The sequence below is a fragment of the Mesorhizobium sp. BAC0120 genome (assembly GCF_033542235.1).
Classification (GTDB): domain Bacteria; phylum Pseudomonadota; class Alphaproteobacteria; order Rhizobiales; family Rhizobiaceae; genus JAWRCU01.
Map to the genome: position 1 here is coordinate 78,055 of NZ_JAWRCU010000015.1, position 25,967 is coordinate 104,021.

The following is a 25,967-nucleotide window of genomic DNA, read 5'->3' on the forward strand; positions in this document are numbered from 1 at the left end:
ATTCGGGGCGGGAAAACGACACCTGACATCAATCAAGCGTTCCTCCGGCGATCTTCTTGCCGATCGCCGGGCCGATTATGCGGAATTGCTGTTCGCCAATGGCGAGCATGCGGCGGCCGCCGAGCTGATGCTCGGCGCGCTGGACCTCGCGCCCGGCTGGGTGCTGGGCTGGTTCCGCATGGGCGAGATGCATGAGGCGGCCGGTGCTCTCGATGCCGCGGCTGAAGCCTGGTCAACCGCGTTGAAGCTCGATCCGGCCGACCGCGCCGGCGCATCGTTGAAGCTGCAGCTTGTCGGTCGCGCGCCGGCCGTGAGCGCGCCGCCTCCGGCCTTCGTCGAAGCGCTGTTCGACCAGTATGCCCCGACCTTCGACAAATCGCTGGTCGAGAAGCTGGGCTATCGCGTGCCCGAACTGCTGTGCGAAGCGATCGCCGGCACAGGCCACCCGCGCTTCGGCCATGCCGTCGATCTCGGCTGCGGCACCGGTCTGATGGGCCAAAGGCTTCACCCGGTCTGCGATTTCCTCGAGGGCTGCGACATCTCGGCAGCAATGCTCAAGAAGGCCGAGGCGAGGGGCGTCTACGACCACTTGGTCAAAGCCGATCTGCAGACCTTCGACATGCCGGAAGGGAAGGCCGATCTCGTCACGGCCGCCGACGTCTTCCTGTATGTCGGGGCACTGGAGCGTGTTTTCGCGAAGGTCGCGGTGGGGTTGTCGAAAGGCGGGCTCTTCGCCTTCTCGGTCGAAAAGTACGACGGGCCGGAGCCTATGCGTCTGAGGGAGACGCGGCGCTACGCGCATTCGGAGGAGTACGTCCGAGGGCTGCTGAACAGCTCGGGCTTTGACCTTCTCTGGCTGGGCAGCGCCACGATCCGGCAAGACCGGAATGCACCCGTCGAAGGGCTGATTGTCGTTGCCGTGAAGCACTGACGAGCACGGGCGATCACGTTTTGTTCTGAAATTCGCTTGGCGACAGGAAGCTGGCGCGCTAGCTTTTCTGCGACACGAACAGAGCTCGTCGACCTTTGCACTCTACGTTGCCCCCCTCTGTCCTGCCGGACATCTCCCCCACAAGGGGGGAGATTGGACGGCCGTTTTGGTTTCGCCAATCCGCAGCCTCGGAGATTGGCGAAACCCTCGACGATAGCCAATCTCCCCCCTTGTGGGGGAGATGTCCGGCAGGACAGAGGGGGGCGCGACCGGGCGCGAGCAACCCGGCTGGACCTGCTTCATGACAGTGAAGGTTCCCTCCGAAGTCGGGAGTCAGTCCGCCCACCTCCCCGAACCCTTCCTGAAATGGTTCGCGGATCGCGGCTGGTCGCCGCGGGCGCATCAGATCGAACTCCTGGCGAAGGCGCAGGCCGGCAAATCGGCGCTGCTCATTGCGCCGACCGGCGCGGGCAAGACGCTGGCCGGCTTCCTGCCGAGCCTGACCGAGCTTGCCACCCGTCCGAAGCGCAAGCCCGGCGAGGCCTATCGTGGCATTCATACGCTCTACATCTCGCCGCTCAAGGCGCTCGCCGTCGACATCGAGCGCAATCTCGGCAAGCCGGTCGGCGAGATGGGGCTGCCGATCACGATGGAGACCCGCACCGGCGACACGCCCATGCACAAGCGCCAGCGCCAGAAGCTGGCGCCGCCGGACATATTGCTGACGACTCCCGAGCAACTCGCGCTGCTGATCGCGACGACGGATGCCGGCCGGTTCTTCTCGGGCCTGCGCTATGTGATCTTCGACGAGCTGCACTCGCTGGTCACCTCCAAGCGCGGCCATCTGCTTGCGCTCGGTCTCGCCCGGCTGCGCAAACTGCGACCCAATGTCCAGACGATCGGCCTTTCCGCGACCGTTTCCGATCCCGATGAGCTGCGCCGCTGGTTGGTGAGCCAGAACCCTCCGGGCGACATGTCGGAGCTGATCACCGTCTCCGGCGGCGCCAAGCCCGAGATCACCATCCTCGATTCGGAGCAGCACGTGCCCTGGGCCGGCCACATGACCCGCTACGCCGTTCCCGAGATCTACCGCGAGATCAAGCGGCACCGCACGACGCTGCTCTTCGTCAACACGCGCAGCCAGGCCGAGATGCTGTTCCAGGAACTGTGGCGCATCAACGAGGATTCGCTGCCGATCGCGTTGCACCACGGCTCGCTCGATGTCGGCCAGCGCCGGCGCGTCGAGAAAGCGATGGAGACCAACAGCCTACGCGCCGTGGTCGCCACCTCGACGCTCGACCTCGGCATCGACTGGGGCGATGTCGATCTCGTCATCCATGTCGGGGCGCCCAAGGGCGCAAGCAGGCTCGCCCAACGCATCGGCCGCGCCAACCACCGCATGGACGAGCCGAGCAAGGCCATTCTCGTGCCGTCCAACCGTTTCGAGGTGCTCGAATGTCGTGCCGCGCTCGAAGCGAGCACCATCGGCGCACAGGATACTCCGGCGCTGCTCGACGGCGCGCTCGACGTGCTCTCGCAGCATGTGCTGGGCGTGGCATGCGGCGGGGCGTTCTCTTCCGACGAGCTCTATGGCGAAATCCGCTGCGCTGCGCCCTATGCGACGCTTGATCGTGCGACTTTCGATCGTGTCGTCGATTTCGTCGCGACAGGCGGCTATGCGCTGAAGACCTACGAGCGCTACGCGCGTATCCGGCTCACGAAGGACGGCAAGTGGCGCATCGCCAATCCTTTCGTCGCGCAGCAATACAGGCTCAACGTCGGCACCATCGTCGAGGCGCCCATGCTTAATGTCCGCTACGCGCGCAAGGGCGCGGGTGCGGCGGCCCGTGGCGGTCCGGTGCTCGGCAAAATCGAGGAATATTTCATCGAGTCGCTGGCGCGCGGCGATACATTCATGTTCGCCGGCAAGACGCTGCGCTTCGAAGGCATCCGCGATAATGAGTGCTTCGTCTCCAATGCGTCCGGCGACGACGCCAAGATCCCCATGTATGCGGGCGGCAAGTTCCCCCTCTCGACCTACCTCGCCGACACGGTGCGCGGCATGCTTGCCGATCCGGAACGTTGGAAGATGCTGCCGGAACAGGTTTCCGACTGGCTGCGCCTGCAGAAGGAAAAATCGGTGCTGCCCGGGCGCCGCGATCTCCTGGTCGAGACCTTTCCGCGCGGTCACCGACATTACATGGTCTGCTACCCCTTCGAGGGGCGGTTGGCGCACCAGACGCTCGGCATGCTGCTCACGCGACGTCTGGAGCGCGCCGGCGCCCGGCCGCTCGGCTTCGTCGCCACTGATTATTCGCTGGCCGTCTGGGCTTTCGGCGATCTCGGCCACCTGTTCAAGCGGGGCAAGCCGACGCTCGCCGAGCTGTTCGCCGAGGACATGCTGGGCGACGATCTCGAGGTCTGGCTCGCGGAAAGCTATCTCTTGAAGCGCACCTTCCGCAATTGCGCCATCATCTCGGGGCTGATCGAGCGCCGCCATCCCGGCCAGGAGAAGAGCGGCAAGCAGGTGACGGTCTCCTCGGATCTGATCTATGACGTGCTGCGCACGCACGAGCCCGATCACATCCTCCTACAGGCGACGAGGGCCGATGCTGCGACCGTCTTGCTGGACGTCAGGAGGCTGAGCGACATGCTCTCCCGTGTCCGCGGGCGAATCGTGCATAAGAGGCTCGAACAGATCTCGCCGCTCGCCGTTCCGGTCATGGTCGAGATCGGCAAGGAATCGGTGGCCGGCGAGGCGAACGAGATGCTGCTGAGCGAAGCCGAGCTGGTGAAGGAAGCGATGGGGACTGCATGACGGCGTTGGCGCGGCGGGTGGAGGAGAGCGAGGCGACGATCCGTATCGCCGGCGAGCCGGCTTTTGCCGACCGGCGGGGCGCATTGTTCTTCCCGACGAACCGACTGCTCGTCGTCTCCGACCTCCACCTCGAGAAGGGCTCCTCCTTCGCCCGCCGCGGCAGGCTGATCCCGCCATACGACACTGCCGCGACGCTGGCGCTGCTTTCTGCGGTGATTGCCGAATATGAGCCCGCCATTGTCGTCAGCCTCGGTGACAGCTTCCACGATACCGATGGCGTCAACCGACTGCATTCTTCCTTCCGCCACCAGCTCGAAATGCTGATGTCTGGGCGCGAGTGGTTCTGGATCGCCGGCAACCACGATCCCGATCTGCCGGTGAACCTGCCGGGAAATGCCGTGCGCGAGCTTGCCATGGGGCAACTCGTTTTCCGGCACGAGCCGGCACGCGGCGCAGCGCCGGGGGAAGTGGCCGGCCACCTGCATCCTTGCGCGCGCATCGTCCAGCGCGGCCGTTCGGTGCGTCGCCGCTGCTTCGCGACGGATGGCAGCCGCATGATCATGCCGGCCTTCGGCGCCTACACCGGCTCCCTCAACGTGCTCGACCGAGCCTATGCCGGGCTGTTCCGCCATGAAATGCTGATGGCCTACATGATCGGGACTGACCGCGTCTTTGCGATTGCAGGTTCACTTCTGCGACCTTGATCCTGGGCCATCACTCGCGCCGGAAGACCAGACTGCCACCCCAGCCGATCAGGATGGCGATCAGCACGGCTGCCACGCCATACAAGAAGCTGTATTCGCGCGAGAAGTTGGAAATCGACTGCTCGAAGCCGGATTTCACGATGGCGAGCGGCGCCGACGTTTCTTTGATGAAGACGCCGTTCTTGAAGAGAAAGGCTCTTGCCTTATGGGTGCCGACAGGCACGTCGCGCGCCAGTCTCACGCTTGCCCTGAACAGGTTCTGCGACAGGAACTGTACCCCGCCGGCGCGCAGATTCCAGAGACCCGTCGCCTTCTTACGTTCTCGGAGCGCATCGGTGAATTCGTCGAGCGTGACCGGATCGTCCTGCTCCTCCGGCTGTAGATAGATGCTGTCGGCGCCGAGCGAGAGCTGGCGGAAGGTCTTCGGCTCGGCAATGTCCTGCAGCATGCGTGTCGTGGCGATCGAATAGGAGACCGGCACGTTCACGAAGGTCTCGGACTGTGTGTTGATCCACATGCCGAGTATGCGATCCTTGCGTCGCACCACGACCGGTCGCGCCGGCCCTTCGAGCACCACGATGACATCGTAGCGGCCCTGCCGTGCGACGAGCGGATCCACGTTCTCGAGCGCGCCGAAGATGGTGAGGTCCGCGCCCGTGAAATCGGCCCTGATATAGACGACGTCTGTGGAAAGCCCGATCTGGAGGTTTTCCGGATTGACTGGCTTCTGCGCGAGCGCCGGCGCACACCAGGCCACCAGAACCAGCGCGAGGGATGCGAAGGCGATGCGCATCCCTAGAGTTGCTCCAGGCCCGTCAGCGAATAGCGGCTGACTGGCGTCGCGAACAGGTCGAAGGCGAGACGGAGCGCTACGGCAAGAACCAGGATTGCGAGCAAGGCACGCAGTTGTTCGCCGCGCAGCTTCTGGCCTGCCTTCGCGCCGTATTGCGCGCCGGCGACGCCGCCGATCATCAGCGCAATCGCCAGCATGATGTCGACCGACTGGTTGGCGGTCGCCTGGATGATGGTCGTGTAGGCAGCGACAAAGATGATCTGGAATAGCGACGTGCCGACGACGACATTGGTCGGCACCTTGAGCAGGTAGATCAGCGCCGGCACCATGATGATGCCTCCGCCAACGCCCATGATCGCGGCGAGAAACCCGATCGCGGCGCCCAACCCCAGCACCGGGATCACGCTGACGAACAGCTTGGAGGTACGGAACCGCATCTTCAGCGGCAGCCGATGGATCCAGTTATGCTGGCCTGATCTCTTGAGGCTCGGCGGAATCCCGCCGGAGCGCGTCCTCTGGATGGCGCGCACGCTTTCCACGAGCATCAGCCCGCCGATCGAGCCGAGAAAGACGACGTAGATCAGCGACACGACAAGATCGAGCTGGCCGACGCGGCGCAGGAGCGCGAAGACGAGCGCGCCGAACGAGGAGCCGAGGATACCGCCGAGAAGCAGGATCGTGCCTAGCTTGAGATCGAGAGTGCCGCGCTTGAAATGCACGAGCGAGCCCGAGAAAGACGACGCGATCACCTGATTGGCACCCGTCGCCACGGCGATCGCCGGCGGTATGTTGTAGAAGATCAGGAGCGGCGTGATGAGAAAGCCGCCTCCGACCCCGAACATGCCGGAAAGAAACCCGACCGCTGCGCCCATGGCGAGCAGCACCAGGAAATTGACCGACATTTCGGCGATCGGGAGATAGATGCCCACCCGTCAAATCCGATCGAACAAGGCGTCCCCCCGCGGACCCGTCCCCAAACCTGAACACGTTTCAGAAAAGTAAGCTGGTCTTGCGCCGACATTTGGGCGAAGTCAAACGCCGCAGCTGATAAATGTCCGGAATTCCAAGGAATTTCGCAACATGATTAAGCAGCTTGATCGGCCTGCTGGGGCCTGTCCTGCCTACTTTTTCTCGAGCAGCTTGCGCACCAGCGTCTCGTTGACTTCACCGGTCGCTTCCATGCCGTTGGCTTTTTGGAAAGCAGCAATCGCGAGCTTGGTCTTTGCCCCCATGACGCCGTCGGCGGAGCCGGCATCGTAGCCGTTCTTGTTGAGGATCACCTGGATGTTGCGGACAGCCTTCTTCATGTCGATGCCCGCCGTCTTTGTGTCGCTCTCGCGCCAGGCGTCGGGGATCGATACCGTGTTGGTCTCGGCGTCGACCGGCTTCGCCTTCCACAGCTCGGTGGCGGCGCGGGCGCGTTGCAGCTGCTCGGGCCTCAGCGCATTGGCTATCTCATCGCGCTTGGCGGCGGCGTCGCGATCGCCGGTCTTGGCGACCAGCGCGAACCATTTGTACGATTCTTCGAGGTTCTGCGGCACGCCGACACCCTTGGCCGACAATATGCCCAGATTGAACTGGCTGTCCTTGACGCCGAGCTCCGCCGCCTTCTCGAACCAGCGTGCGGCCGAGTCGTTGTCGGCGGAACCGTCCGCGCCCATGGCAAAGAGCACGGCGAGGTTGTGCATGGCGCTGGCGTTGCCCTGCTCGGCCGCCATCTGGTACCAGGTCTTGGCCTTTGCGATGTCGCGCTCGACGCCGATGCCCTTCTCGTAGAAATTGCCGATGCGATATTGGGCGGGCACGAGGCCGAGCTCGGCAGCCTTCTCGTACCACTTCGCCGCGGTCTTCATGTCCTGCTTGGTGCCGCGCCCGTCGGCATAACGCGAGCCTATTTCGAACATCGCCTTGGGGTCACCGGCTTCGGCGGCTTCGCGCAGAGGAACCGGGCCGGCATCGACCGGCACTGGCTCCGCTGACGCCGCAGCCGGTACGGGCTGCGCTCCCTGATCGCCCGGCCTGGAGGCCGTCTCGGGCCGACGCGATGCCTCGGCTGCACGCGCCGGCGCTGCAGGGGCTGCGGCCTGCGCAACGTCGGTCTGGCCTGGCGTAACGGCAGCGGTTTGTGCGCCCTTGTCGGCGGCCTGTGCTCCAGCCTCCGAATCCATCGGCGTCTCGGGAATGGCGTCGGCTTCGACCGCGACGGGATTTTCCGCCGCAGGCGCTTCGCTTTGGGCCTCGTAAGGCTGCAGCGCGCTCGACGCCGGAGCCTGCATCTCTTCGGCAGGCGGCAAGTTATCGGCCGTGACGGCATCCGGATCGGGTTGCTCGGCCAGCGACGCCCGCTGGCTGCTTGCGAGATTGGCATCGCTGTTGAAGAAGGCCTTGCCGAGCTGCAGGCCGGCAAGTGCGATCAGTATCGCAGTCGTGGCCATCAGGATCGGCTTGCGCTTGGAACGGAACAGCTTGCCGATCTTCACGTTGCGGGCCGCCCCGCCAAGCTCAGGATTCCGCTTCATCATGTCCGCTTCCGCCGCAGCGGCTTGCGCGGCGCGGCGTGCCGCGGCGATGAAGTCGGATTTCGCGGCATCGCTGTCGCTGTTGCGTTGCGGCTGGCCTCGCTCGTCGCGCACCCGGCGCATGATTGCGCCGAGGTCCGGCGCTCCGGAGCCCGGCTCGAGTGGCCGGTTGGCAATTTTAGGGTCGAGCGGCTGGTCGAGCTCGAACCTGCCCGCGTCGCTCTCGAAATCGGACAGCGACGGTTCGGCCTTGGCTGGCTCTTGCTCCTTCTTGGAGAAGGCCCGCGAGATACCGCCGAGCATGGAGCGGACGCGATTGGTTCCGGCCTCGGAGGTCGCATCGCTTCCGAGCGCAGCGACGGCTGCTTCTGCTGCGGCTTCAGCCGGCGAACGCCTGGGCAGCGGCATTTCGTGCCTTTCGCCGCCAAGCTGCCTCGGATCACCGGCCAAATGCATGTCCTCGTCGGGCTCGATGGAGGGCGCGTCGGTCAGCGCGATCTTGCGTGAAATGTCCGTCGCAGCTGCAGTCGTATCCTCGAGGGATCCCAGTCGCTCGACGATCTTGAGCAGCGTGTCGTGGATTGCTTCGAACGTTTTGGTATTGCGCTCGTCCGAGCGTCGGGCGAGATCTTCCAGGGATTTCAGGTCGTCCGCCAGCGCAGCGACGGCGGCGGTCTCCGTCTTCGAGCCGGACAAGGAGCGAACGGCATTTTCTGCCGCCTGGCGTGCCGCTTCCACGATTGATTCACGGGTGCTGGTCAGCGATTTCTCGATTTCGTCGAGCCTCGGCGCGATGTCGTCGAATTCGCTGAAGGCCATGCTCGGTCCCGCAAGATGCCGGGATAGCTCGGCGACCTGGGCTTCGAGATTGTGGATGATCCCGGGGTCGACCGCCGCGACCGGGGCGGCCGAGCTTTCGAGCCGCGCCGAGATGTCTTCGAGCCGCGCTTCGAGACCGGAGATTGCTCGGTCGGAAGAGCCGCGCGTGTCAAGACGACGTGCCAGTTCCTCGAAACGAGCGTCGATGGCATGCATGATGCCGCTGCTGTCGAAGGTGGGGCTGGCATCGCGATCATCGAGGCGCCCCGAAAGCACTTCCAGCCGGCGCTCCAGGTCGCGGAACACCGTCTGGCTGTGCTCGATCGCGTCGTCCTGCTTGCGGTCCAGCAGCTCCGAGAGCATGTCGAAGCGCTGCTCTATGCCGCGAAAGATACGGTCGGCATCCGGCGCCGCCGGCGCCCGATCGAGCTTGTCGGAGATGATGCTGACTTGCCTTGCAAGCCGTTCGATCGACTCTTCGGGCATGCGGCCGGCTGCTGCGATCTCGTCGACGCGGCGCGACAGCAGGTTCAGGCGGTCGATCACCTCGACCGACGGGCGGTCTTCGATCAGCTCCTCGATCTGCCGGGCGAGGGAACTGATGCGGGCCTCGACGCGCTCGAAGGGTTGTGGGTCGAAATGCGGAGCGCTTGCCGTCGCCGCGGATGCGACGATCGCCCGCGAGATCTCGTCGAGCCGCTCCTCGATAAGATCGAGGGGAGCGCTGCGCAGGCTGTCCTGCTGGTGGGCGAAGTGATCGACTGCGCCGGCGAGCGTGCGCACCTTTTCCTCCAGGGAGCGGAGCGACAGTGATTCAGGAAGGTTGTTCACGGCCTGATTGATCTGTTCCAGGCGGTCGTTGAGCGCCGCGATCGCCGGATCGGCTGCGTCTTCCCGTGACCGGGCGTCGAAGCGATCCTCGAATTTGGCGAAGCGACGGCCGAGCTCCTCCCAACGGCGATCGACCGAGCGGACGGTGTCCTCGCGTGCCAGCGAATCGAGCGCGCCGCGAACCTGCTCCAGTTCTAGGCGCAACAGCTTGATGGCTTTGTCGTCGGTCTTTTCCGACAGTGAATGGATGGCATCGGAAAGACGGTCGAACTCCGCGGTAAGCTCTGCGCCGTTTACCGCCTTTGCCGGCGCGCTGTAGGCGCGCGCGATGTCCTTGCGAAGCGCGTCGAACTCGCGCCTGAGCCCAGTGGTCATCTGCTGCCGCAGCTCTTCACGCAGCCCCTTCAGCTCGCCCGCGATCCGGCCGACGGCGGCGACGCTGTCTTCCTGGTCGCGCAGGCGCTCGAGATCGCTGGCAAGGGTGCGGTAGGAGGATTGTTCGTTTTCGCCGAAACGGGAGGCGGTCCGTTCGGCGCGTGCATGGGGCGAAGCCTCGCTGCTGCGCGGCTCCCAGCGGCCGGCCTCGATCGGCGGAAGAGACGCGCGCGCCGCTTCATCGCGCTCGCCGCTCCACCTGTCGGGCGTGCGGCCGATACGCTCTTCGAGCGTTTCCAGCGAGCGGTTGAGCTGCTCGATGGGGCTATGCGCCCTGCGCTGCCTGCCCGCATTCAGTGTTTCGAGATAGGACCGCCTGCTGTTCATCGAAACGCCCGCTTGCCGAGTGCGACTGGCTTGTGGCCAGCCCATTCTCAAATTCACTGCCGGGGCCGAACGGCACCCGGCGAGATCGCCCGGACGGATGGCTTCCTGCGGTGCGATCTTCACCCCACGTCCGAAAGCCGTGAACCAATTCCGATACAGGATAGACACGGGTGACCGACATGCGCACATTTCCCCAATCGTGGTAAACAACGCGTTAACCGAAGTTACCGGCCCTCTGAGAAGGCGGGAAACCGCGACACTTTGCGCGGATGCGGCCCTTGCGGTAGGCAGCTTCGGCAGGTATATGATTGACGTAAACGTAAGAGCGAAGCATTTGCCTCGCTTTTCGTGCATCCGTTGAAACCACAATGAGAAGCCAAAGCCCCGAAGGCTTCCGTCTGGCGCAGCCCATGTGCCATTGCCGGGGAAAGCGAAAAATGATGAAGATAGTGAAGGCCGACATCGACGCGGCCAATAACGACAATGTTTTGGCCCCCGATGGCTATGCTCGCATCGGTGAACTGGCCAAGAAGTATGGCGTAACCCTTCGCACGTTGCGTTTCTATGAGGACAAGGGGCTGTTGAGCCCGCATCGCGACGGCACCACCCGGCTCTACACGCGCCGCGACGTTGCCCGTCTCAAGCTCATCCTGTTGGGCCGCAAGGTCGGTTTCTCGCTTCGCGAAGTGAAGCAGATGCTGGATCTTTACGACCCGACGGGCTCCAACACAAAGCAGCTGAAGCTGACGCTGGAGAAATCCGAAAAGCAGCTCGTGCGTCTGGAAAAGCAGCGGACTGCCATCGATGAGGCGATTGTCGAACTCACCGACATGATCGGCACCGTCCGTTCCATGCTGGCCGAGCGTCAGCCGGCTCGCGCCGCCTCCTCCTGAATCTACGTCCTGTCCGGGGCATGGGGTACCGCTGAGGCGGAGATTGCGCAGCGGCTTCAGGCAACCCGCCGATCGCAAACAAGCGATAGGGCGGCAGCGACGCCGGACTTCATTGTCAGCATGACCCAATCCGCTCGGAGACCTCTCCGGGCGGATTTCGTTTTGGCCATGTGCGCAACGAGCGCTCAGCTGCGAGAAACTTTTGACGTTTACGCAAACGTCAAAGTTTGGTAGGTCTGGTCCCGACGATTTGCACGGCCAGCGGCGGAGCGGTCGCATCGGCCGGAAAGACTTCGGAGGACAGTTAATGCCGATCTACAAGGCGCCGGTCAATGACACGCTCTTCGTCCTGACGGACGTGCTCGGTTACGAGCGCTACAGCAACCTTCCGGGCTTCTCCGACGCCACGCCCGAGATCCTCGAGGCAATCCTTGCCGAAGGTGCCAGGCTTGCCGAAAACGTCATCCAGCCGACCAACCGCGCCGGCGACATCGAAGGATGCGTGCACCATCCCGACGGCTCCGTGACGACTCCGGCCGTCTTCAAGGAGGCCTATCGGCAATATCGCGAGGGCGGGTGGCTCGGTCTTGCCGTGCCGGTCGAATATGGCGGTCAGGGCCTGCCCCACGCGGTGCATTCGGCGGTCGGCGAATATTTCTCGTCGGCCAACATGGCCTTCATGATGTATGCCGGCCTAACACAGGGCGCGATTGCGGCGATTATCGCACATGGCACAGACGACCAGAAAAACACCTGGCTGCCGAAAATGACCCAGGGTGCCTGGACAGGCACCATGAACCTGACGGAACCGCATGCCGGCACCGATCTCGGCATGCTGCGCACCAAGGCAGTTCGGAACGGCGACGGCACCTACCGGATTTCGGGTCAGAAGATCTTCATCTCGTCGGGCGAGCACGATCTCGCCGAGAATATCGTGCATCTGGTTCTCGCCCGCATCGAGGGCGCGCCTGAGGGCACCAAGGGTATCTCGCTCTTCATCGTGCCGAAATTCCTACTCGGGGCCGATGGCACTCCCGGCGCCCGCAACGCGGTCTTCTGCGGCTCCATCGAAGAGAAGATGGGGATTCACGGCAACGCGACCTGCGTGATGAATTACGACGAGGCGACAGGCTATCTGCTCGGCGAGGAGAATGGCGGATTGCGCGCCATGTTCACCATGATGAACGAGGCGCGCCTGTCTGTCGGCATGCAGGGCCTGTCGGTCGCCGAGGTCGCCTACCAGAACGCCGCGATCTACGCGCGCGAGCGCATCCAGGGCCGTTCGCTCTCCGGTCCGAAGGCGCCGGAGCAGAGGGCGGATCCGATCATCGTCCATCCCGATGTCCGCCGCGCCCTAATGACGATGAGGGCCTTCAACGAGGCCGGGCGCGCGCTGGTTTTGTGGACGGCGCTCAAGTCTGACGTCGCCCACCGTTCTGGCGACGACAAGCAGCGTCAGACGGCCGACGATCACATGGGTCTGATGACGCCCGTTATCAAAGGCGTGCTCACCGACAAGGGCTTCGAGCATGCGGTGATGGCGCAGCAGATATTCGGCGGCCATGGCTATATCGAAGAACACGGAATGAGCCAGTTCGTGCGCGATGCCCGCATCACCCAGATCTACGAGGGGGCCAACGGGATCCAGGCGCTGGACCTCGTCGGCCGCAAACTTGGCATGAATGGGGGGCGCGCAGTCCAGGCATTCTTCAAGGAGGTCGGCGACTTCTGTGAGGAGCACCGTGGCGACGACAAGATGGCGCCCTTCACCAAGGCGTTGAAGAAGGGGCTCAACGACCTGCAGGCGGCGACCATGTGGCTGGTGCAGAATGCCATGCAGAAGCCCGACAATGCAGGTGCTGCCTCGACTGACTATCTGCATCTCTTCGGGCTGGTGGCGCTGGGCTACATGTGGGGGCAGATGGTGAAGACGGCGCAGGCCAAGCTCGCCAACGGTGCCGGCGATGCTGCGGCCTTTTACGAGAACAAGCTCACGACGGGCCGCTTCTTCATGGAGCGCGTCATGCCCGAGACCGCCGTTCGGCTGGCCCGCATTTCGAGCGGCGCAGATACGATGATGGCGCTCCCGGCGGAGGCGTTCTAAGTATTGGCGTGAAGTCAAGATAGGGCGTGAGACGTCGATGCTCTACGTTGCCCCCCTCTGTCCTGCCGGACATCTCCCCCACAAGGGGGGAGATTGGCCTTCATCTCTGACGGCGCCTGTTCTGCAACGTCGAAGGTTGGCGAAACCATCGACGACAGCCAATCTCCCCCCTCGCGGGGGAGATGTCCGGCAGGACAGAGGGGGGCGCGACAGGGCGCAACCTGCCTCGGCTGGAGCCGCGACATGACCACCAATCCCGCCGAAGTCCTCGGCCTGCCGAAGCCCGCATGGGTCACAGAGGATGTCGCCATCCTCTATGACATGGCGACCCGCTTCCTGAGCGAGGAGATCGCGCCGCGCTACGACGAATTCGAGAAGGCCGAGAGCTTCGATCGGGAGAGCTGGACAAAGGCGGGCGCGGCGGGTCTGCTCTGCGCTTCGATGCCGGAGGAATATGGCGGCGCCGGCGGCAGTTTCGCGCATGAAAGCGCAATCATTGAGGCGCTCTCACATGTCGGTGTCGACGGCTTCGGCCTCGGCCTGCATAATTCCATCGTGGCGCCGTATATCCTCCACTACGGCTCGGAGGAGCAGAAAAGAAAATGGCTGCCGAAGATGGCGACCGGCGAGCTGATCGGCGCCATCGCCATGACCGAGCCTGGCGCCGGCTCCGACCTGCAAGGGATCAAGACCCGCGCCGACCGGGACGGCAACCATTACCGCATCAGCGGTTCGAAGACCTTCATCACCAACGGTCAGCTCGCCAATCTGATCATCGTGGTCACCAAGACGGATCCGAGCCAGGGCGCCAAGGGCATCTCGCTGATCGTTGTCGAGACTGACGAGGTGGAGGGTTTCGAGCGAGGCCGCAACCTCGACAAGATCGGCATGAAGTCGAACGATACGTCCGAGCTTTTCTTCAACGACGTGCGCGTACCGACCTCGAACCTGCTCGGCCACGAGGAAGGGCAGGGCTTCGTACAGCTCATGCAGCAATTGCCGCAGGAGCGCCTGCAGATCGGTACCGGCGCCATCGGCATGATCGAGCGGGCGCTTGCCGTCACCCTCGACTACGTCAAGGAGCGCAAGGCGTTCGGCAAGGCCGTCATCGACTTCCAGAACACGCAGTTCAAGCTCGCCGAGCTGAAGACAGAGGCCACGATCGCCCGGGTCTTCTATAATGACTGCGTCGCCCGCCACATCGCATCGGGCCTCGATACGGTTACCGCGTCGATGGCCAAATACTGGCTTTCCGACCTTCAAGGAAAAGTGGTGGACGAATGCCTTCAACTGCATGGAGGCTATGGCTACATGAACGAATATCCTATCGCCCGCATGTATCGTGATGCGCGGGTCCAGCGCATCTATGGCGGCACCAATGAGATCATGAAGCTGCTGATCGCCCGCAGCCTCTGACTGCGATCGGCCGAAGGGAGAACGAAGATGGCTGAAGCCTTTGTCTACGACGCCGTGCGCACCCCCCGCGGCCGCGGCAAGAAGGATGGCTCCCTGCATGAGGTGCCGGCAGTCAGGCTTGCTGCCAAGACGCTTGAAGCGGTCCGCGACCGCAATGGCCTGGACACCTCTCCGGTGGACGACATCATCTTCGGCTGCGTCGATCCGGTCGGCGAAGCGGGCTCGGTGATACCGCGTGCCGCGGCCTTTGAGGCAGGTTATGCGACCTCCGCACCGGGCATGCAGATCTCGCGCTTCTGCGCCTCGGGTCTCGATGCCATCAATCTCGGCGCGGCGAAGATAGCGCAAGGTGCGGATGAGATCGTGATCGCCGGCGGCGTCGAATCCATGTCGCGCGTCGGCATGGGCATGTCCGGCGGAGCCTGGTTCATGGATCCATCGGTCGGGCTGCCGTCCTACTTCATGCCGCAGGGCGTGTCGGCCGATCTCATCGCAACGAAATATGGCTTCAGTCGCGACGATGTCGACGCCTATGCGGTCGAGAGCCAGAAGCGCGCGGCCAGGGCCTGGGAGAAAGGCTGGTTCAAGGATTCCGTGATCCCGGTGAAGGACCAGAACGGTCTCACCATCCTCGACCGCGATGAGCATATGCGGCCCTCGACGGACATGCAGGCGCTCGCCTCACTGAACCCTTCCTTCGTGATTCCGGGCGAGATGGGGGGGTTCGACGCTGTCGCCGTGCAGCGCTATCCCGAGATCGAGGAGGTCAACCACGTCCATCATGCCGGCAATTCGTCTGGCATTGTCGACGGGGCGGCGGCCGTGCTGCTCGGCTCGAAGAAGGGCGGCAAGGCGATGGGGCTGAAACCGCGCGCCCGCATAAAAGCCTTCGCCAATGTCGGCTCGGAGCCGGCGATCATGCTGACCGGTCCGGTCGACGTGACGGAAAAGCTGCTCAAACGGGCGAAAATGAAGCTGGAGGACATCGATCTCTTCGAGCTCAACGAGGCCTTCGCCGCGGTGGTGCTGCGCTATATCCAGGCTTTCGAGATCGATCCCGAGAAGATCAACGTCAATGGCGGCGCGATCGCGATGGGCCACCCGCTCGGCGCGACGGGCGCGATGATCTTCGGCACGGTGCTCGACGAGCTTGAGCGGCGCAACCTCAACACCGCGCTGGTGACGCTCTGCATCGGTGCCGGCATGGGCACCGCGACCATCATCGAGAGAGTGTAACGATGACGGTCCTTCCCGCAAGGACAGCCTTGCTGCTCGTCGATGTGCAGCAGGCCTTCTTGGAGATGGAGAAAGCGGGGCGCCGGCGCAACAACCCGCTGGCTCTGCGCAACATCGCTCGCCTTCTCGGCGCATTCAGGGGGCACGGCATGGCAGTTTTCCATATCCGCCACGCCTCCAGGGAGCCTGACTCTCTGTTGCGTCCAGAGCGGAGCGGCTATCAGCCGATCGAAGAGGCGCGCGAGCGGCCCGGCGAGCCTGTTGTCGTCAAGCACGTGAACTCCGCTTTCATCGGCACCGACCTGGAAAAACGACTGCGTGAAGGCGGTCACGACACGCTCGTGATCGCCGGTATCACCACCAACCATTGCGTCGAGACGACCACGCGGATGGCCGGCAATCTGGGCTTCGACGCACGACCGGCAAGCGACGCCTGCTATGCGTTCGACCGCATCGGTTATGGCGGCAGGACCGAAAGCGCCGAAGCGATCCACGAGATGACTTTGTCCAATCTCGACGGCGAATTCGCAAGGATCGAGACGACCGACACGGTAGTGGCGGCGCTTAGCAACAGCGCAGCGGCCTGAGGAGGGATCAGATGACCTACAGGAATTTCACCGTCGAAACCGACACCGACGGCATCGCGCTCGTCACCTGGGACATGCCCGACCGTTCGATGAACGTCTTCACCGAGGAGGCGATGGACGAGCTCGAGAAGATCATCGATCAGGTGAAGGGCGACGGTTCCATCAAGGGCGCGGTGATTACCTCCGGTAAGGAGAGCTTCTCCGGTGGCGCCGACCTCAACATGCTGAAGGGCATGCTCGAACTGTTCCATAAGGAAAAGGCCAGGGATCACGACAAGGCGATCAAGCTGCTTTTCGATGGCGCCGGCCGCATGAGTTGGCTCTGGCGCAAGCTGGAGACCTCCGGCAAGCCGTGGGTCTCGGCGATCAACGGCACCTGCATGGGCGGCGCCTTCGAGCTTTCGCTCGCCTGCCATGGCCGCGTCGCGGCCGACTCGGACAAGGTCAAGATGGCGTTGCCGGAGGTGAAGGTCGGCATTTTCCCGGGCGCCGGCGGCACGCAGCGCGTCCCGCGGCTCGCCAACACGCAGGAAGCCCTGCAGATGCTGACCTCCGGCAAAAGCCTGACGCCGCAGAAGGCGAAAGCCATGGGGCTGATCCACGAGATCGCAGCGCCGGACAAGCTGATCGAGGCTGCCAAGGCGATGATCAAGAATGGCCTGAAGCCGGTGGCGCCCTGGGATGAGAAGGGTTTCAAAATTCCCGGTGGGCCGGTCTATTCGGTTGCCGGTGCGAACCTCTGGCCGCCGGCGATTGCCATCCTGCGGCGCGAGACCTACGGCAACTATCCGGCCGCCACGGCGATCATGAAATGCGTCTATGAAGGCCTGCTGGTCCCGTTCGAAACGGCGCTGAGGATCGAGCAGCGCTACTTCACCGAGATCCTGCAAAGTACTCAAGCGGCGATGATGATCCGCTCGCTGTTCGTCTCCTTGCAGGAGCTCAACAAGGGCGCCCGCCGCCCGGCCGGCGTGCCGGCGACGAAATTCACCAAGATCGGCGTTCTGGGCGCCGGCTTCATGGGGGCGGGCATCGCCTATGTGACGGCACAGGCCGGCATCCCCGTCGTGCTGCTCGACCGCGACCAGCCGACGGCCGAGAGGGGCAAGGCGCATTCCGAGACGCTGATCTCCGAGCAGATCAAGAAGGGCCGCGCCAAGCCCGAGGACAAGGAGCGGCTGCTGTCCTTCATCAAGCCGACCGCCGACTATGCCGATCTTGCCGGCTGCGAACTTGTCATCGAGGCCGTGTTCGAGGATTCCGAAGTGAAGAAGGACGCCACGAAGAGAGTCGACGCTGTGCTCGACCCATTCGCGGTCTTGGCGTCGAACACCTCGACCATTCCCATCAGCAGCCTCGCCAAGAACTCGGCACGGCCGGAGAACTTCATCGGCATCCACTTCTTCTCGCCGGTCGACCGCATGATGCTGGTCGAAGTGATCCTCGGCAAGAAGACGAGCGAGAGGGCGCTTGCGGTGGCGCTGGACTATGCCCGTGCGATCAGGAAGACCCCGATCGTCGTCAACGACACGCGTGGCTTCTATGTGAACCGGTGCGTGTTGCGCTACATGTCCGAAGCCTTCCAGATGCTGATCGAGGGCGTGCCAGCGGCAATGATCGAGAATGCGGCGAAGATGGCAGGCATGCCGGTCGGCCCGCTGGCGCTCACCGACGAGATAGCGATCGACCTCGCCCAGAAGATCATGAAGCAGACGATCCGGGACGCGGGCGAAAAAGCCGTGGACAAGGATCAGTTCACCTTGATCAACACGATGGTCGACAAGCACGGCCGCTTCGGCCGCAAGAACGGCAAGGGCTTCTACGACTACCCGCCGAAGCCTGCGAAAAAGAAGCTATGGCCTGGCCTGAAGGATCTCTATCCGCAACGGGATCCCGACCAGATCGACGTCGAGGAGCTGAAGCAGCGCTTCCTTTATGTGATTGCGCTCGAAGCGGCACGCGTCATGGAGGAAGGCATCGTCACCGATCCGCGCGAGGCCGATGTCGGTTCTATCCTTGCCTTCGGCTTCGCGCCCTACACGGGTGGGGCGCTGTCCTACATCGACGGCATCGGCGAGAACGAATTCGTCAGGCGCGCGAGGGAACTGCAGAAGAAATACGGGGCCCAGTTCAAGTCGCCGAAGCTCATCATCGACATGGCCGAGAAAGGCGAAACCTTCTACCAGCGCTTCGATCCTTACGCGAAGGCGCGCGCCAAGGAGGCGGCATAGCCAGCCGGCGGCTCACTTGAGGAATGCTGCCGAGGCGCCGCGGCAAGCTTGCTTGTCCGCGGGCCGCCGCTGACCGGCTGGACAACAGGGTGCAGGCGGACTACAAGGCCAAGGTATATTTTCCTCTTTCGCAGGGCCGCCATGCTCTCGCACGCTTCCGTCTGGGCCGCGATCGATGCCCTGGCCGATCGCTACTCGCTCTCGGCGTCGGGCCTTGCAAAACGCGCCGGCCTCGATTCGACTGCCTTCAACAAGTCGAAGCGTCTTTCGGCCGACGGCCGGCCGCGCTGGCCCTCGACCGAGTCGATCGCCAAGATCATCGAAGCGACCGGCTCCTCGCTCGACGAGTTTCTTGCGCTCATCGAAGGCATGCAGAACGGGCAGCCTGGACGGCACTTCGCTCGAGCATCGTCAGTGCCGATGCTCGGCTTCGCTCAGGCTGGCGCCGGCGGCTTTTTCGACGACGCCGGTTTTCCGGTCGGCCATGGCTGGGATCTGATCGAGTTGCCCGCCAATGCGCGCGAGGGCGCCTATGCCTTGCAGGTGCAGGGCGACTCGATGCTGCCACTCTATCGCGACGGCGATATGCTGATCGTGGAGCCAGCGGCGCCTGTCCACCGTGGCGACCGGGTTGTGGTGAAGACCACTGCTGGCGAGGTCATGGCCAAGGTGCTGTCGCGCCGCACGGCCGAGAAGATCGAGCTTCTGTCGCTCAACGAGGCGCATCCGCCGCGAACGCTCCCGGCGAGGGAGGTCGAGTGGCTCGCCCGCATCGTCTGGGCGAGCCAGTAGGGTTATGCGTTTTCCGGTAGCCGGCGCTGCGGCGGCAGGTCTGGTGGGGCTTAGCCTGCTCGTCATCCTGGCGGGCAGGCACGTGGGTCGCGAAGCCGATCCATCCACTGCAACGACGCAAGCTGCAGCGGAGACCTACGCTCCGCCCGAGCCTTCCGACATGGAATTGCTGGAGCAGTCCGCGCCTCCCAGCCAGCCCGCGCGGCCGATCGGCCAGGATATTGTCGCGGAACCTCCGGTGAAGCCCCAGGAACTTGCGCGTGCCGAGCCCCGTGCGCCCCTCAGCCCGCCCAGCCAGCTTGCGCGACCCGTGCCGCTCGGGCCACCCAGCCAGTTCGCGCGGCCGATCGGCCAAGATGTTGTCGCGGAACCCCCGTTGAAGGGCCAGGACTTGGTGCGTGCCGAGCCGCGGGCGCCGCTGAGCCCGCTCAGCCAGGCACTGCCGCCGCCGCCCAAAGAAAAGAACGGCGGGCTTCTTTATCTGCCTGTCGCGATCGGCTCCGCAGAATTCGAGGCCATGGGCCACAAGATTGTCATTGCCGGGACCGAGAGCGTCGGTCCTGATGAGACCTGCATGCATGCTGGCGTCGAATGGGCGTGCGGTGCGCGCGCGCAAGCTGCCGTCCGCGCATGGCTGCGGGGAAGGGCACTTTCCTGCGAGCTGCCGCCGGACGCCGGCAGTGGGATCCAGGTCGTCGGCTGCCTCCTTGGCAAACAGGACGTCGGTGCCTGGCTCGTCTCGAACGGCTGGGCGCGCGCTACGCCTGGCGGGCCCTATGTGAAAGCCGAGGCCACGGCCCGTCAGACAGGCATGGGGATTTTCGGCCCTCCGCCGCCAGCGCTTCCCGCTGAGGAGCCTGCACCCGAGGCTTTGCCGTCCGACCAGTCGATGCCGATCGAGGCGGGACCGAATTCGGCCGATTGACCGATCTCGTTCAGGCCACGAGTTCGCCGGCCAGGGCTTTCTCGATGAGCGCCCTTGTCTCGGTGACGCCGTAGAGCGCGGTGAAGGAGCCGAAGCGCGGCCCTCGCTCCTGGCCGATCAGCACCTGGTAGATCATCTGGAAGAAGGCGACCGAGACGCCCGGCCCGCCTTCCGGGGCCTGCTTCGAGTGATCTTGATAGCGCTCGATCTTGCGGGCGACGTTGAGCGCCGCATGCTGGATCATCTCGCCATCCGCCCCTGAGGGCAGTGCCGCCAGCGTTTCTGCAAGCTTCGCCAGGGCCTCCCGCTCGACCTCGTCCGGCGCGCGATAGACCTTGGTGGGCCTCACGAAATCCTCGAAGTAGCGGATCGCATATTCGGCGAGCCGATCGAGCTCGGGGTGCGTCTCAGGCGTCACGCCGGCCGCATGGCGCGAAATAAAGCCCCACAGAACGTTCTTGTTCTGCGCATTCGAGGCGCTCACCAGGTTGAGGAGCAGCCCGAACGACACTGGCAAGTCGATACGCGGCGGATTTCCGTTGTGCATATGCCAGACCGGATTGCCGAGCCGCTCCTTCCATTCTTGGCGCGGATAGGCCGACAGGAACTGGTAATACTCGTCGACCGCCCTCGGGATCACGTCGAAGTAGAGCTTCTTGGCCTGCCGTGGCCGTTGATACATGTAGAGCCCGAGGCTTTCGGTAGGCGCGTAGGTCAACCATTCATCGATGGTAAGGCCGTTGCCCTTCGATTTCGAGATCTTCTGGCCGTGCTCGTCGAGGAACAGCTCGTAGACGAAGTGCTCCGGCGGCCGGGCACCCAGGATGCTGCAGATGCGATCATAGATGACCGCATTCGTCTGGTGGTCCTTGCCGAACATTTCGAAGTCGACGCCGAGCGCTGCCCAGCGCATGCCGAAATCAGGCTTCCATTGCAGCTTCACCTTGCCGCCGGTGACCGGCAGCGTGGTCTCCTCGCCATCCTCGTCGTCGAAGGTTATCGTGCCGGCCTTCGCGTCCACGCGCTTCATGGGCACGTAGAGCACGCGGCCGCTCTTCGGCGAGATCGGCAAGAATGGGCTGTATGTCGCCTGCCGCTCCTCGCCGAGCGTCGGCAGCATCACCGCCATGATCTGGTCGTAGCGCTCCGCTGCGCGAAGCAACATTTCGTCGAAACGTCCGGACTTGTAGTATTGCGTAGCGCTTGCGAATTCGTAGTCGAAACCGAACGTGTCGAGGAATCGGCACAGCATCGCGTTATTGTGGTCGGCAAAGCTGGCGTAGTCGCCACCGAACGGATTGGGAACCGAGGACAAGGGCTTGTGCAGGTGCGGCTCGAGGAATGCGCGATCCGGCACGTTGTCCGGAATCTTGCGCATGCCATCCATATCGTCCGAAAAGCAGAGAAGCTTGGTCTTGACCTTGTCTTCGGTCAGGACGTGGAAGGCATGCCGAACCATGGTCGTGCGAGCGACCTCGCCGAACGTGCCGATATGCGGCAGGCCAGAGGGACCGTAGCCAGTCTCGAAGAGCACTGTTTCGGGGAAATCGGACTTCCGGTAGCGATCGATGATTTTCTTTGCTTCCTCGAACGGCCAAGCCTTGCTTTCGGCTGCAGCCGCCAGAAGCTCCGGGTTGAGGTCGATTTCGGGAAGCGAGGCCATTTCGGCGATCCTGTCATTCTCCCGGCCGGGCCGGTTTCGGGGCCTGCTCTATTCGGGCATTGGCAGTGCGTCAATTCTTCCTTGCACGGCTCTCAGGGCTCGCATAGCTAACGAGTCCCCGCTTGCGAGGTTTCCTATGTCCAAGCTCAATCCGCACGATGCCTTGATTTATCTGATGGTGATCACCTCCGCCGCCGACCGCGAGATGACGGATGTCGAGCTGGCGCGCATCGGCAATGTGCTCAAGACGTGGCCGGTCTTCCAGGATTTCGACGAGTGGAAGCTGATCCGCGTGGCACAGGAATGCCAGGAGCGCCTGCAGGCCAAGGATGGACTGCGATCGATTCTCGTCGAAGTGAGCAGCGTCCTGCCGGAGCGCCTCCACGACACGGCCTATGCCGCCGCCTTCGAGGTAGCGGCAGTAGATCTCGAAATGCGGATGGAGGAAGTCCGCGTCCTCGAGCTCATCCGGGACGTACTTGCAGTCGAGCCCGATGTCATCGACGCCATCGAACGATCGACCAAGGCGCGTCACCGCACCTTGACGTGACCAGACAGCTCCAAATTCAGTAGAAGCTCACCGGGAAATAGCGGAGATAGAGTTCCGCAAAGATGCCCTTCACGTTGATCTCATGCAGCGCGTAGTCAAAAGCGGCCGCGAGCTTGGCGTTCTCAGGTGTCACCGCGATCGCCAACCCTGATCCGAGATATTCGGGCGCGAGATATGGGCCGCCGGAAAAGCGGCAGCAGTCGGCCGAATCCGACCCCGCGAGCCAGAAGCCGAGCCGCATGCCGTCTCCGAAGGCCGCAACGACCTTGCCGGTCTTCAGATCGCCGAGCATTTCCTCCTGCTTGTCGAAGGTGACGACCTTCAGGTCGGGGAAGTATTCGCGCAGCATCCTTTCATGGGCCGAGCCCAGGAGAACGCCGACCGGTTCACCTCTGAGCTTTTCAGAGAGCGGCTCGGCGAGCGCCTTCGCCTTGGTCGTGACGAAGCGAGCCGGGAACTGCAGATAAGAGCGAGTAAAGGCATATTTGGCCCTACTTGCCTCGGTGACGGAGAGGCCGGCAATGATCGCTTCGCCCTCCTTCTTTTGCAGCGCGCCTTCGAGTTCCCCCCAGGGGAGTGCCTGGATCTGGCATTTGGCGATCATTTCGAGCTCGCGACAGATCGCGCGAGCGAGGTCGATGTGGAAGCCGCTCAGCCGTCCCGAGGAGTCGAGGAAGTTGAACGGCGGAAAATCGACCGTGGTGAGAAACCGGACGCGCTGCATGTCGGAAATGTCCGGCTTCACAAGCCGTTCCTTGGCATCCCAGAAATTGGGGATCGAAGGCTCGGCCGGATACGCCGGTGACCCGACAATCGCTAGCGCGACGAGGCAGAAAAATCGGAAGGAACGGAACACGGAGATATTTGCGGTTCAGCTACTGTTGTTTCTAACGGATGATTTTGCCCGGCTTCGGGTGCCGATGCACTGCGGAGGCGGGCGACGCGCTTATCCAGCGAGAAACCGCGGTCCTTCGCCGATGATGAGCTTGTCCTGCTTGCCGATCGCGTCAAGGTCCCGGTCGGGATAGGGCACATTCAACAGCACGTGCCTGATGACGGCGAGCCGGGCCCGGCGCTTGTCGTTGCTGCGCACGATGATCCACGGCGCATGCTCAGTATGGGTACGCTCGAACATCTGATCACGCTTTTCGGTATAGTCGTCCCATTTGGTCACGCCGGCCACGTCGATTGGCGAGAACTTCCAATTCCTCAATGGGCTGTGCCGCCGCTCGTGGAAGCGCTTGAGCTGCATTTCCTGCCCGAGCTCGAGCCAGAACTTGAAAAAATGGATGCCTTCCCTGACGATCAGCTTCTCGAAGCGCGGCACTTCCCTAAGGAAATGCGCGTGCTGCTCCGGCGTGCAGAAGCCCATGACAGGCTCGACGCCGGCGCGATTGTACCAGGAGCGGTCGAAGGTGACGAACTCGCCCGAGGTGGGGAACTGGCTGACATAGCGCTGGAAATACCACTGGCCGCTCTCGGTCTCGGTCGGCTTGGTAAGGGCCACGTTGCGGGCGGAGCGCGGATTCATGTTCTGGCGCACCGCATTGATCGTGCCGCCCTTGCCGGCCGCATCCCGCCCCTCGAAAAGCGCGAGAACCCGGCCGCCGGTCTTCTGCATCCAGGCCTGCAGCTTCACGAGCTCGGCCTGCAACGTTTCCAGCGTCTTCTCATATTCCTGTTGCGGCAGCTTCTTGTCGTAGGGATAGCGGTCGGATTTGAGCGCCAGCTTTTCGATCCAGTCCGGCAATTTGGTGTTGTCGATATCGAAAACCCGCGCGGTGCCGTTGACCTTGAGCTTGATTGCGTTGCTTCCTGCCGCCCCCGCTGAATCGTCAGTCTTTTTCATCGCCGCGAGCCCTTTCCTGAACCGGCGGGCATGCTATTGGGTGGCAGCGTACCGGTCCAGCGGGAAGTTGTTTGCCCGCCGGTCGGCACATTGGCGAGGCATTGTCTGAATTTCCATATGACGGAACCTCCAGGCCAGCACGAAGATCGCGCGTTCGGCCCGGTCGTCGTCGACCGGCTGTTCAGCGCAAAGTGGCTGCTGGCGGCGTTGGCCGGCGCACTGTTGGCCGGTTGGGGAATTGGCAGCCTTTCCCCGGGGTTTGCAGCAGCAGTGTTCGTTTTCGTCCTGTTGGCGGCTGCGCTCGCACCACGACGATCGGCGGGGGCGATCGACGCAGCCGAGGGGGCCGGCGAACCGGGACTGCACCTCGAAAGCCTGTCCGCGGTCGCACTGGCGGCCGCCGTCCCGGACGCGATGGTCATCTTTGACAGGGATGGCGCGACCGTTCACGCCAATCGGGCGGCCACAATGGCCTTTGGCGCGTTCGTCCCCGGCGTCCCGCTGCAGAGGAAGTTCCGTGCGCCGGAAATGCAGGAACTCATCAACACGCTGCTTGCAGGCGAGGCGGAGAGCGACACGGTCGACTATGCCGAGCGCGTGCCGATCGAGCGCGCCTATCGCGTGGTGGCGACCCGCATCCGGGGCGATGACGAGCTCTTCGTCATGGTGTTCAAGGACCAGAGCGAGACACGACGCATTGATCGCATGCGGGCGGATTTCATCGCAAATGCCAGCCATGAGCTGCGCACGCCGCTGGCATCGATCGCAGGCTTCGTCGAGACGCTTCGCGGGCCGGCCCGTGACGACGCCAAGGCGCGTGACCACTTCCTCAGGATCATGCAGGAGCAGACCAGCCGCATGGCGCGGTTGATCGACGATCTGCTTTCGCTCTCACGGCTGGAGATGAAGCCCCTTCTTGCGCCCGGCAGCGAGGTGGACCTTCACCAGACCATTGAAAGCGTGATCGATTCGCTCGGACCGACGGCGCGCCACGCTGGCGTCGAGATCATTCGCGAATTTCCCGAGGGGCCGGTCATTGTCTACGGCAGCCGCGACGAGCTGTTCCAGGTCTTCGAGAACCTGCTGGAGAACGCCTGCAAATACGGCCAGTCGGGAGGCCGCGTCATCGTCTCGATCAGTCGCTCCGAGCAAGGTTCCGATGGCGAGACCGTTGTCAGCTTCCGCGACTTCGGCCCGGGCATCGCTGCTGAACACATTCCGCGCATCACCGAGCGCTTCTACCGTGTCGACGTGGAGGCGAGCCGCGGGCAGAAAGGCACCGGCCTGGGTCTGGCGATCGTCAAGCATATCCTGACCAGGCATAATGCGCGGCTGTCGATAAAATCGGAAGTCGGCAAAGGTTCTGATTTCAGCGTGCACTTCTCGCCACGTGGGCGGACAGCTTGAAAAATGACGGATTGGAAAGATCTGACTCCTTTCTTTTATTCGTCATTTAGCAGGCGTACACCGGTTGAAAGCGCTGAGTCGCTAGAGCACGATCCCGAACCGAAGGTCAGCGCAGCAAAAAGTTGCAGACTTTTCGG

19 protein-coding genes are annotated in these 25,967 nt (G+C 63.4%); 13 read left to right on the forward strand and 6 right to left on the reverse strand.

Features of this window, described 5'->3' with window-relative positions:
* The first annotated feature begins 22 nt into the window (after nt 1-22).
* The 3 genes from SAZ10_RS26390 (at nt 23) to pdeM (ending at nt 4,453) form a co-directional block, all read left to right on the forward strand.
* Complete coding sequence (locus tag SAZ10_RS26390) at nt 23-931, forward strand: methyltransferase domain-containing protein (protein ID WP_318612450.1); 909 nt, start codon at nt 23-25, stop codon at nt 929-931.
* A gap of 301 nt (nt 932-1,232) precedes the next feature.
* Nucleotides 1,233-3,749 carry a ligase-associated DNA damage response DEXH box helicase gene (locus SAZ10_RS26395; protein ID WP_318612400.1) on the forward strand — a complete coding sequence of 839 codons (2,517 nt, stop codon included), beginning with the start codon at nt 1,233-1,235 and terminating at the stop codon, nt 3,747-3,749.
* The gene (gene pdeM / locus SAZ10_RS26400) at nt 3,746-4,453 is read left to right on the forward strand and encodes a ligase-associated DNA damage response endonuclease PdeM (protein ID WP_318612401.1); all 708 of its coding nucleotides are present in this window, start codon (nt 3,746-3,748) and stop codon (nt 4,451-4,453) included. Before SAZ10_RS26395 ends, pdeM begins: the two co-directional genes overlap by 4 nt.
* Nucleotides 4,454-4,463: 10 nt before the next feature.
* On the opposite strand, the gene SAZ10_RS26405 is transcribed toward pdeM, so the two are convergent.
* From SAZ10_RS26405 to SAZ10_RS26415, 3 genes are all read right to left on the reverse strand, one after another.
* A complete protein-coding gene (locus tag SAZ10_RS26405; protein ID WP_318612402.1) occupies nt 4,464-5,246 on the reverse strand; it encodes a TIGR02186 family protein in 783 nt (260 codons plus the stop codon).
* 2 nt (nt 5,247-5,248) lie between these two features.
* Nucleotides 5,249-6,175: a sulfite exporter TauE/SafE family protein gene (locus SAZ10_RS26410; protein ID WP_318612403.1), complete on the reverse strand. Its 927-nt coding sequence runs from the start codon at nt 6,173-6,175 to the stop codon at nt 5,249-5,251.
* A gap of 192 nt (nt 6,176-6,367) precedes the next feature.
* A complete protein-coding gene (locus SAZ10_RS26415; RefSeq protein ID WP_318612404.1) occupies nt 6,368-10,177 on the reverse strand; it encodes a peptidoglycan-binding protein in 3,810 nt (1,269 codons plus the stop codon).
* Nucleotides 10,178-10,617: 440 nt separating this feature from the next.
* Between SAZ10_RS26415 and SAZ10_RS26420 the strand changes: the two genes are divergently transcribed.
* The 8 genes from SAZ10_RS26420 to SAZ10_RS26455 all read left to right on the forward strand — a co-directional run bounded on the left by SAZ10_RS26420 (nt 10,618) and on the right by SAZ10_RS26455 (nt 20,361).
* A complete protein-coding gene (locus tag SAZ10_RS26420) occupies nt 10,618-11,070 on the forward strand; it encodes a MerR family DNA-binding transcriptional regulator (protein ID WP_318612451.1) in 453 nt (150 codons plus the stop codon).
* 307 nt (nt 11,071-11,377) lie between these two features.
* The gene (locus SAZ10_RS26425) at nt 11,378-13,174 is read left to right on the forward strand and encodes an acyl-CoA dehydrogenase (RefSeq protein WP_318612405.1); all 1,797 of its coding nucleotides are present in this window, start codon (nt 11,378-11,380) and stop codon (nt 13,172-13,174) included.
* A 243-nt stretch (nt 13,175-13,417) separates the two neighbouring features.
* Complete coding sequence (locus tag SAZ10_RS26430) at nt 13,418-14,590, forward strand: acyl-CoA dehydrogenase family protein (RefSeq protein ID WP_318612406.1); 1,173 nt, start codon at nt 13,418-13,420, stop codon at nt 14,588-14,590.
* Nucleotides 14,591-14,617: 27 nt separating this feature from the next.
* On the forward strand, nt 14,618-15,826 hold the full coding sequence (locus SAZ10_RS26435) for an acetyl-CoA C-acetyltransferase (protein ID WP_318612407.1): 1,209 nt from the start codon (nt 14,618-14,620) through the stop codon (nt 15,824-15,826).
* 2 nt (nt 15,827-15,828) lie between these two features.
* Complete coding sequence (locus tag SAZ10_RS26440) at nt 15,829-16,413, forward strand: cysteine hydrolase family protein (RefSeq protein WP_318612408.1); 585 nt, start codon at nt 15,829-15,831, stop codon at nt 16,411-16,413.
* Between the two features lie 11 nt (nt 16,414-16,424).
* The gene (locus tag SAZ10_RS26445) at nt 16,425-18,644 is read left to right on the forward strand and encodes a 3-hydroxyacyl-CoA dehydrogenase NAD-binding domain-containing protein (RefSeq protein WP_318612409.1); all 2,220 of its coding nucleotides are present in this window, start codon (nt 16,425-16,427) and stop codon (nt 18,642-18,644) included.
* 141 nt (nt 18,645-18,785) lie between these two features.
* Nucleotides 18,786-19,436: a helix-turn-helix transcriptional regulator gene (locus SAZ10_RS26450; RefSeq protein WP_318612410.1), complete on the forward strand. Its 651-nt coding sequence runs from the start codon at nt 18,786-18,788 to the stop codon at nt 19,434-19,436.
* A 4-nt stretch (nt 19,437-19,440) separates the two neighbouring features.
* Nucleotides 19,441-20,361, forward strand: coding sequence for a thermonuclease family protein (locus SAZ10_RS26455; protein ID WP_318612411.1), 921 nt, complete (start codon nt 19,441-19,443; stop codon nt 20,359-20,361).
* Between the two features lie 10 nt (nt 20,362-20,371).
* Here the strand turns inward: SAZ10_RS26455 and SAZ10_RS26460 are convergent, their stop codons facing one another.
* Nucleotides 20,372-22,024 carry a lysine--tRNA ligase gene (locus SAZ10_RS26460; protein ID WP_318612412.1) on the reverse strand — a complete coding sequence of 551 codons (1,653 nt, stop codon included), beginning with the start codon at nt 22,022-22,024 and terminating at the stop codon, nt 20,372-20,374.
* 136 nt (nt 22,025-22,160) lie between these two features.
* Between SAZ10_RS26460 and SAZ10_RS26465 the strand changes: the two genes are divergently transcribed.
* Complete coding sequence (locus SAZ10_RS26465) at nt 22,161-22,574, forward strand: tellurite resistance TerB family protein (RefSeq protein WP_318612413.1); 414 nt, start codon at nt 22,161-22,163, stop codon at nt 22,572-22,574.
* A gap of 16 nt (nt 22,575-22,590) precedes the next feature.
* Here the strand turns inward: SAZ10_RS26465 and SAZ10_RS26470 are convergent, their stop codons facing one another.
* A complete protein-coding gene (locus SAZ10_RS26470; RefSeq protein WP_412535302.1) occupies nt 22,591-23,430 on the reverse strand; it encodes a transporter substrate-binding domain-containing protein in 840 nt (279 codons plus the stop codon).
* Nucleotides 23,431-23,520: 90 nt separating this feature from the next.
* Complete coding sequence (ppk2, locus tag SAZ10_RS26475) at nt 23,521-24,423, reverse strand: polyphosphate kinase 2 (protein ID WP_318612414.1); 903 nt, start codon at nt 24,421-24,423, stop codon at nt 23,521-23,523.
* A 117-nt stretch (nt 24,424-24,540) separates the two neighbouring features.
* Here ppk2 and SAZ10_RS26480 point away from each other — a divergent pair, with 117 nt between their 5' ends.
* The gene (locus tag SAZ10_RS26480; RefSeq protein WP_318612415.1) at nt 24,541-25,830 is read left to right on the forward strand and encodes an ATP-binding protein; all 1,290 of its coding nucleotides are present in this window, start codon (nt 24,541-24,543) and stop codon (nt 25,828-25,830) included.
* Nucleotides 25,831-25,967 lie beyond the last annotated feature (137 nt).